The organism is Streptomyces sp. MK37H (genome assembly GCF_018035285.1).
Classification (GTDB): domain Bacteria; phylum Actinomycetota; class Actinomycetes; order Streptomycetales; family Streptomycetaceae; genus Streptomyces; species Streptomyces endocoffeicus.
The window spans coordinates 1-7,481 of the sequence record NZ_JAAAYH010000431.1 but is presented as its reverse complement, the minus strand read 5'-3'; the positions used below and the strand labels follow the sequence as shown (position 1 = coordinate 7,481).

Genomic DNA, 7,481 nt, shown 5'->3' with positions numbered 1-7,481 from the left:
GCAGGCCACGGCGGCGATCAGCGGTCTGGTGACGGGCGGGCTCGCGCTCGCCATCGTCGCGGCGACGTTCAGCTTCCAGGTCGTCTACAGCGACTACTACACCTGCGTGGACGACGCCCTTACGCAGACCTCGCGCCACGACTGCGAAACCTTGCTCCCCGAGCAGCTCCGCCCCCTGCTGAGCACGCAGGACTGACGGCGCCGAGCCCGCACGGCGGACGGCTCGCGCCCGCCTGCCGACCGCCTTACGGTTCGCGCCCGCCTGTCCGACCGCCTTACGGTTCGCGCCCGCCTGCCGACCGCCTTACGGTTCGCGGCGGGCGTCGTCCGGCGGCGGCGAAGGCTCCGTGCGAAGGGGGTTCGGGGCGGTCTTGGACCCGGTGGGCTGCTGCGGCTCGGGGGCACGCCTCCGGCTCAGCGCCCAGCGGCGCGGGCGGGCCGCCCCGGCAGCGCCCGGGGTGCCCACAGGGGTCGCGAGCCCGGCCATCGTGCCCACACCGGTTTCGTGTCCGGTCCCCCGTCCCGTCTCCGCACCGGCGCCGGGGGCCGCCTTACGGTTCCGCTTGCGGTCGGCGCCCGAGGCCCCGGGGCGCAGCCACTGCCACCACGGCTCGGCCATCGCCTCCCGCACCTCGGCGGACTCCATGGGCGACACCGTGGGCAGTACCGCCGCCCGCGCCTCCGCCTCGGCCGCGGCCCGCGCCGCACGGGCGGCCCTGGCCTCCGTACGGGCCTCCCTGGTCGCCGTACGGGTCTGTGCGCGGGACGTCCGGCGCTCCGCCCGCGCCGCCTTCCACTCCGGCCAGGAGGCCCTGGTGGGGACGCACAGCCGGTACCAGCGCAACACCATCGCGCCGGGCACCCCGATCACTCCCGTCCAGGCCAGCGTGATCATGCCCGTGCGCCACCAGCTCGGGCCGAGGTCGGCGAGGATGCCGATGCCCAGCGGTCCGCCCGAGACCCCGGCCAGCAGCGCCATCGCGGCCGCGCAGCCGATCGCCGCCAGCGCGGCGAGCACGAGCGTCTCGGCCCAGCCCCAGGGCGGCCTGGGCTCGCCGTTGCCGGGCCGCCGCACCGCCGCGATCCCGATGAACCAGGCCACCGACGCCCCGGCCGCGATCCCCGTGAGCCAGACCAGCGGCCCGCCGGAGCCGTCCGTGGGCAGCGCGGCGACCAGGGGGAAGTGCGGCAGCTGGGGGTAGGAGGTGATGCCGAGCGGCGCGACCACACTGCCGCCGCCGACCGTGAACCCCGCACCGACCCCGTACGCGGCGCCCCAGACGATCGCGTTCGGCAGCAGCGCCAGGCTCACCAGGAGCACCGCGAACCGCCCCGACCACACATCGCTGAGGTTGAGGAAGGTCACCTGCACGGCGCCCGCGTGGCTCAGCATCGACGTCGCCGTAAGGAGCGCACCGCTGCCGAGCAGGACGACGAGACCGCTGGTCCCGGCCCGTAGCGCGGCGGTCAGCCGACGGCGCCGGCACCAGCTGCGCGCGGCCAGGGACGCGGCTGTCCTTACGGTCCGTTCGGCGCCGGGGAGCCGTCGCAGTCTCTCGCTCACCTGTCCGGGCAGGCGGAGCGGGAACCGTCCGTCGGCCGTCCACACGCCGACGGCGGCGATGGCCCCGGCGACGACCGGCAGATGCAGCAGCGCGCTGAGCGGAGCGACACGCAGCGGCCCGGTCGAGGCGTACACCAAGGCAGCGGTGCCCACCAGCAGATAGCCACCGGTCACCCAGGCGAAGGCGGTGCGCGGATCGACGACGGACTCCTCGGGCACCCACTGCCCCTCGCCCTCGTCGGGCTCCGCCTGGTAGACGGCGTGCTGGGCGGCCCGGTACAGCAGCCAGCACGGCACCACGCTGAGCAGCAGCGGGGTCAGCCCGACGGGCGCGGTGTGGCCGGAGAGCGTCTCGGTGCGCACGAGGTCGGCGCCATGGCCGAGCAGCCACAGGTCGGCGGCGACATGCAGGGCTCCGTCGGGGCTGCTCTCGGGGGACGAGGAAGTGATCCACAGCAGCAGTACGACCACGGCGAGCGTGCCGAGGCCGAGCCCCGCGGCGACCACCCCGCCGAGGAACGCCTCCCTGATGGCGGAGGAGCGCCCGGGCGCTGAGCGGTCGCGTGCGGACACCGACGGGCTGCGATCGGTCGTTTGCGTCACATGACCATGCTGCCAATAACAGCCGTTTCATCCCTACATCAAGGGTTTGGTCGCCGTGTCGCGGCTAGTCCGCTTATGCGTCTTTTATAGAGTTGCGGAACGGATGGGTGGCTTGCCGCGTTCCGCCCGGGTATCCGTCGCCCGGGAACGCCGCGGGCCCGCACCACCATGGGGTGGTACGGGCCCGCGGCATCGAGCCGTGGCGGCGTCAGCCGGCCAGCGCGGCGCGCGCCAGGCGCGCGGTCTCGGACGGGGTCTTGCCGACCTTCACGCCCGCGGCCTCGAGGGCCTCCTTCTTCGCCTGGGCGGTGCCGGAGGAGCCGGAGACGATGGCACCCGCATGGCCCATCGTCTTGCCCTCGGGGGCGGTGAAGCCCGCCACATAGCCGACGACCGGCTTGGTGACATTGGCCTTGATGAAGTCCGCGGCCCGCTCCTCGGCGTCGCCGCCGATCTCGCCGATCATCACGATCAGGTCGGTGTCGGGGTCGGCCTCGAAGGCGGCGAGGGCATCGATGTGGGTGGTGCCGATGATCGGGTCACCGCCGATGCCCACGCAGGACGAGAAGCCGATGTCCCGCAGCTCGTACATCATCTGGTAGGTCAGCGTGCCGGACTTCGACACCAGCCCGATCCGGCCGGGCTTGGTGATGTCGGCCGGGATGATGCCCGCGTTCGACTGACCCGGCGTGATCAGACCCGGGCAGTTCGGGCCGATGATGCGCGTCTTGTTGCCCTTCTTGCCCGCGTAGGCCCAGAAGTTGGCGGAGTCGTGGACCGCGATGCCCTCGGTGATCACGACGGCGAGCGGAATCTCGGCGTCGATCGCCTCGATGACCGCACTCTTGGTGAACTTCTCCGGGACGAAGATGACCGTGACATCGGCGCCGGTGGCGTCGATGGCCTCCTTGACGGAGCCGAAGACCGGGATCTCGGCGCCGTCGAAGTCCACGGTGGTGCCGGCCTTGCGCGGGTTCACGCCGCCGACGATGTTGGTGCCCGAGGCAAGCATCCGACGGGTGTGCTTCTGCCCCTCGGACCCGGTCATCCCCTGGACGATGACCTTGCTTTCCTTGGTGAGGAAGATAGCCATGGTTTCTGGTGACCTCGTCCCTTACTTCGCAGCCAGCTCGGCGGCACGCTCGGCCGCGCCGTCCATGGTGTCCACCTGCTGAACAAGCGGGTGGTTGGCGTCGGTGAGGATCTTGCGACCCAGCTCCGCGTTGTTGCCGTCGAGGCGCACGACCAGCGGCTTGCTGACGTCCTCGCCCTTGGACTTCAGCAGCTCCAGGGCCTGGACGATGCCGTTGGCGACCGCGTCACAGGCGGTGATGCCGCCGAAGACGTTGACGAAGACCGACTTGACGTCCGGGTCGCCGAGGATGATCTCGAGACCGTTGGCCATCACCTCGGCGGAGGCGCCACCACCGATGTCGAGGAAGTTGGCGGGCTTCACACCGCCGTGGGTCTCGCCCGCGTAGGCGACGACGTCGAGGGTGGACATGACCAGACCCGCGCCGTTGCCGATGATGCCGACCTCGCCGTCGAGCTTGACGTAGTTGAGGCCCTTGGCCTTGGCGGCCGCCTCGAGCGGGTTGGCCGCGGCCTTGTCCTCGAGCGCCTCGTGCTCCGGCTGCCGGAAGGCGGCGTTCTCGTCCAGGGAGACCTTGCCGTCCAGCGCGATGACCTTGCCGTCTTCGGTCTTGACCAGCGGGTTGACCTCGACGAGCAGGGCGTCTTCCTTGATGAAGACGGTCCACAGCTTCTGCAGGACCGCGACGACCTGGTCCGCGATCTCGGCCGGGAACTTCGCGGCGGCGACGATCTCGGCGGCCTTCTCCTGGGTCACGCCCTCGATGGCGTCCACCGGGATCTTGGCGAGCGCCTCGGGGTTCTGCTCCGCGACGACCTCGATCTCCACGCCGCCCTCGACGGAGGCCATGGCGAGGAAGGTGCGGTTGGTGCGGTCCAGCAGGAAGGAGACGTAGTACTCCTCCTTGATGTCCGCGGTCTCGGCGAGCATCACCTTGTGGACCGTGTGGCCCTTGATGTCCATACCCAGAATCTGGCCGGCCTTCTCGACGGCGTCATCCGGGTCGGAGGCCAGCTTGACGCCGCCCGCCTTACCGCGGCCGCCCGTCTTGACCTGCGCCTTGACGACCGCGCGGCCGCCCAGTCGCTCGGCCACCTCGCGCGCCGCCCCAGGCGTGTCGATGACTTCACCGGCCAGCACCGGTACACCGTGCTTGGCGAAGAGGTCCTTCGCCTGGTATTCGAACAGGTCCACGCGCGTCCGTCCCTTTTCCATGGATTTCGCGGTCGTTATCAGCGCGGGCGTGCCGCGGGGGCAGCGTGAGGACGCGATCTATAACGAGGGCGGCACACGTTCGCCGGGTACGCGGCATGTCCGTCTCGCAGGTTATCTCCGTGGGCCGTGCGGCCCTAAATCGCAGATCACACTGGAGCGGTGATTACGGTCACAGATCGCGACCGTTTCCATCTATCTCCGTACGACAACCGGGCAGCCCCCTCCCCAACGAGGGCTGCCCGGTCGATGACGCTTGCCTTACGGTTTTACGGTTTCGCAGCCTGCATGGCCTTCACGGCCTGACTGTCTGACGCCCGCCGGAGCGATCAGACGGTCGGGAGCGTGCCCGGAACGGTCGGCAGCTGGACCGGGACGGAGGGCAGGTCCGCCGGAACCTGCGGGAGGTCGGCCGGGAGCTGCGGCAGGTCGGCCGGGACGGCCGGCAGGTCCGCGGGGAGCTGCGGCAGGTCGGCCGGGACGGCCGGCAGGTCCGCGGGGAGCTGCGGCAGGTCGGCCGGGAGCTGGGGCAGCTCAGCCGGAACCTGCGGGAGGTCGGCCGGGAGCTGCGGCAGGTCGGCCGGCAGCACCGGGAGGGCCGGGATGTTGGCGACGTCGGCCAGGTCGGTGGGCACCGCCGGGAGCAGGCTCAGCGCACCGTCCTTGGCGTTCCCCACGGTGGTCTGGGCGTTCGCGACCACGCCGGTGGCCAGCCCGTGGGCGAACGGCACGGTGGTGCCCGCCACGTCCTGCGCGAACGGAACGGCGGTGGACGGCACGCTCACCACGACCGGCACCAGGCGGTCGACGGTGTCCTGGGCGGCCGGAACCACGTTGGAGCCGGTGCCCAGCGCGAAGCCCTCGGCGCTGCCGGTCACGACGTCCACGTACGGGGTGGTGCGGGCCACGGCGTCGTCGGCCAGCGCACCGGTGTCACCCACGGTCCGCTCGGCGACCGGGACGACCTTGACCACGAGGCGGTGCACGGCGGGCGGCAGCACGTCCGAGGCCACACCGTCGACGACCGGCTTGGTGGTGCCGACGACACCCTGCACCTTGCCGGTCAGCTCCTCCGGGCGGATGCCGGCGCCGGAGAGGGAGGCGAGCAGGTCATTGGCCGAACCCGGGGCGGAGGGCAGCTTCGGGGTGGCGGGGAGCTCGGTGGGCAGCTGGCCCGTGACGCCGTCGACGTTCGGCAGCGAGCCGGTGGGCAGCGTGGAGGTGTCGGGCAGCGAGCCGAGGCCGGGCAGGCTGGGCACGACGCCGGGGACCTCGCCGGTGGGCAGGTCGAGGTCGGTGGTCTTCTTGACGGTCTTCTCGACGCCCTTGACGGCCTTGTGGGCCTTCTTGACGACCTTGCCCGGCTTGCCGGCGACGTCGCCGGTCAGGCCGTCGGTGGTGTGCTCGACGGTCTTGGTGACATCCGAGACCCGCGGCAGGTTCTCGGCGCCGGGGACGCGGTCCCGCACCGGGGCGGTGACGCCGTCGACGGTGGAGGCGGCGCCGTCCACGGTCTTCTTCGCGGTGTCGGTCACCTTGGAGGTGTCGGCCACGCCGCCGGTCACACCGTCGACCGTCTTGGTCACGCCGTCCACGGTGCTGGTGACACCGTCGGTGGAGGGAACGGCCGGGTTCTCGGCGGCAGAGGCGGCGGCCGAGCCGAGGGCCCAGATACCGGTGGCGGCAGCGGCTACGAGGATGGAGCGGCGAAGGTTGTTGCGCATGGTGGAGGAAGTCCTTCGAAAGTCAAGAGAGGTTTCGGACGGGCAGACCTGACCCGCCCCCGCGCGGCAGGTCTCAACAGACGGGGGTGAGGTCTGCCCTAGCCGGGGAATTCGAGGACTTCGTTGAACCGCTCGCGCGTCGGCGCCGAGCTCTCCGCGCGGACCGTACCGGGCTTCAGCCCGAAGGACGGCACGCCGGACGGCGGAAGAGCGGCCTGGGTGTTCCCACCACGGGAAGCGCCGCTGTCGCCGGTGTACTGGGAGGTGGCCCCGAGCGGGGACCGCGGAAGGGGCAGCGGCGCCGGGGCGCCACCGTCCGGACCGGTGCCGGAGACGGCCGCCCGGACGGCGGGCCCGTGCCCGTCGTGGGAGACGGCCGCGCCGTAGTGCGCGAGGACGGCCTGGGCGTGTGCTCCGGGCCCCATCGGCTCCGGCGCCGCGGGCGCCGCCTTGTGCACGGTCGCCGGCTCGGCCTTGGCCGCGTGGTGCTCGGCGGCCGGGCCGTGGTGCGCCATGGAGTCCTGGGGGCCCACGCCGATCGCGTCACCGATGCCGACGTCGGGAAGGCGCACCGGCAGCTCACCGCTGGTGGTGTCGCCGACCAGGTCGCCTATCGGCTTGGTGATCTTCTGCGCCTGCCGCTCGACCGGCTCCTGGATGGGCCGCACGGTCTCCCGTACGACGTCCTCCGCCGTGTCAGTGGTGCGCGTCACCACCGGCGGCGCGTACCGCTCCACCTCCCGCCGCGCCCGCTCGACACCCGAGGAGTCGAGCGGCCGGGACACGTGGAAGCGGTCGACCGAGGCGCCGGTGTCCCCGGCCTGCTCGCTCGTCGCGCCGACGACAGCGCCCTGGTCGCTCCGCTCGGCGGCGTGAGCACTGCCGCCGAAGAGGAACGCCAGGGCGAGGAAGCCGCCGAGGAAGAGCGCCGCCAGCAGCGCCCGCCGCGCGGCCACCGTGCGCGGCAGGCGCACGGCGACAGGCATGGCGGACGTGACAGACACGAGCGGGACCTTCCCTGAGTACGAGGCGTACAACGGGCACGTAAGCGTGGCGCTATGGCTTGTGGCCGCCAGAACAGGACGACATCGCCAACCGGATGGCTGGATTCACGTCCTGGGCGACGGGGATGATCCTTGCACGACCCACAGGGGTCGGCGCAAGCCCCGGATCACTGATGCATCGTCATGTCCGGTATAGGCATTTGGCGTCGTTCGATGGCCGCGGCCATCACTTCCGGGAAGAGATCGGGGGTGCAGGCGAAGGCGGGCGCGCCCAGCGCGGC

The 7,481-nt window shown here is 71.9% G+C and carries 5 protein-coding genes and 1 pseudogene; 1 reads left to right on the top strand and 5 read right to left on the bottom strand.

What is annotated here, in order from left to right; all coding sequences use genetic code 11:
* Positions 1-196, top strand: a pseudogene (locus tag GWI24_RS36750) (hypothetical protein); the annotation flags it as partial.
* Positions 197-304: 108 nt separating this feature from the next.
* On the opposite strand, the gene GWI24_RS36745 reads toward GWI24_RS36750, so the two are convergent.
* From GWI24_RS36745 to GWI24_RS36725, 5 genes are all read right to left on the bottom strand, one after another.
* Positions 305-2,167: a DUF6350 family protein gene (locus GWI24_RS36745; protein WP_210950377.1), complete on the bottom strand. Its 1,863-nt coding sequence runs from the start codon at positions 2,165-2,167 to the stop codon at positions 305-307.
* A gap of 208 nt (positions 2,168-2,375) precedes the next feature.
* The gene (gene sucD / locus GWI24_RS36740; protein WP_210950376.1) at positions 2,376-3,260 is read right to left on the bottom strand and encodes a succinate--CoA ligase subunit alpha; all 885 of its coding nucleotides are present in this window, start codon (positions 3,258-3,260) and stop codon (positions 2,376-2,378) included.
* Between the two features lie 21 nt (positions 3,261-3,281).
* Positions 3,282-4,454 carry an ADP-forming succinate--CoA ligase subunit beta gene (gene sucC, locus GWI24_RS36735; RefSeq protein WP_210950375.1) on the bottom strand — a complete coding sequence of 391 codons (1,173 nt, stop codon included), beginning with the start codon at positions 4,452-4,454 and terminating at the stop codon, positions 3,282-3,284.
* Positions 4,455-4,801: 347 nt separating this feature from the next.
* Complete coding sequence (locus GWI24_RS36730; protein WP_210950374.1) at positions 4,802-6,196, bottom strand: hypothetical protein; 1,395 nt, start codon at positions 6,194-6,196, stop codon at positions 4,802-4,804.
* Between the two features lie 98 nt (positions 6,197-6,294).
* The gene (locus GWI24_RS36725) at positions 6,295-7,200 is read right to left on the bottom strand and encodes a hypothetical protein (RefSeq protein WP_210950373.1); all 906 of its coding nucleotides are present in this window, start codon (positions 7,198-7,200) and stop codon (positions 6,295-6,297) included.
* Positions 7,201-7,481 lie beyond the last annotated feature (281 nt).

Bases quoted from the DNA above. Each gene is read 5' to 3' on its own strand.
- sucD (WP_210950376.1), bottom strand. From the start codon at position 3,260: ATGGCTATCTTCCTCACCAAGGAAAGCAAGGTCATCGTCCAGGGGATG.
- GWI24_RS36730 (WP_210950374.1), bottom strand. From the start codon at position 6,196: ATGCGCAACAACCTTCGCCGCTCCATCCTCGTAGCCGCTGCCGCCACC.